1 protein-coding gene is annotated in these 985 nt (G+C 64.7%); it reads left to right on the top strand.

What is annotated here, in order from left to right; all coding sequences use genetic code 11:
• Positions 1–154: 154 nt before the first annotated feature.
• Positions 155–985: IS110 family transposase (locus Q2M23_RS43645; protein ID WP_316399530.1), on the top strand; the 831-nt coding region annotated here is incomplete at its 3' end.

Raw genomic sequence — 985 nt, 5'->3', positions numbered from 1 at the left:
GTAGATGGGGTAACGGGCCGGCCGCCCGCTCGCTACGGCGCAATTTGGAAGCGCGCTCGCGAGCGGCCTGTTGGTTGGAAGGCGGTCGTCCCTCAAACTGATGGTGTTCAACGGAGTCGGGCAAGCCCGCTCCAAGCATCATTAAGGGACGACCATGTACCACTATGCAGGAATTGACGTGTCTTTGGAATGCTCGAGCGTTTGCCTTGTCGATGGGACAGGCAAGATTTTGCGCGAGACGAAGGTTGCGAGCGAGCCGGCGGCGCTGATCGCCTGGTTCCGGTCGCTGGGTCTGGTACTGGAACGGATCGGGCTGGAGGCAGGCCCCTTGTCGCAATGGCTGTATGCGGGTCTGCGAGACGCAGGGCTTGCGGTCGAGCTGCTGGAAACGCGGCACGTTCGCGAAGCCTTCAAGTCGATGCCGGTGAAGACGGACCGCAACGATGCCCGCCGGATCGCGCAGTTGATGCGGCTCGGCTGGTTCCGGCCGGTGCACTGCAAGTCGGTCGCGGCGCAGGAGACCCGCGCCATCCTGACGGCGCGCAAGCTGCTGCAATCCAAGCTTCGCGATGTCGAGAACAGCCTGCGCGGCATACTTCGCGGTTTTGGCCTGAAGGTCGGTGCGACCACCGAGCGCACGTTCGCCGGACGCATCCGCGAGCTCGTGACCGGCCATCCCGGACTGGAGTTGGTCGCGGCGGCGCTGCTCCAAGCCCATGCGGTGCTGCTGCGGGAGTTCAAGAGCCTGGACAAGCACACCCAGAAGCTCGCCAGGACGCATCCATCCGCCAAGCTCCTGATGACAACGCCGTCCGTTGGTCCGATCGTGGCGCTCACCTATGCCGCGGCGATCGACGACCCGAAGCGCTTCCGCTCCTCGAAGGCCACGGGAGCCCACTTTGGGCTCACCCCGAAGAAGTACCAGTCCGGTGAGACCGACTACACCGGCCGCATCAGCAAGATCGGGGATGCCTCCGTGCGCGAG

This window comes from Bradyrhizobium sp. 33ap4 (assembly GCF_032654765.1).
Lineage (GTDB): Bacteria > Pseudomonadota > Alphaproteobacteria > Rhizobiales > Xanthobacteraceae > Bradyrhizobium > Bradyrhizobium australafricanum.
This window is presented reverse-complemented; position numbering and strand designations above follow the sequence as displayed.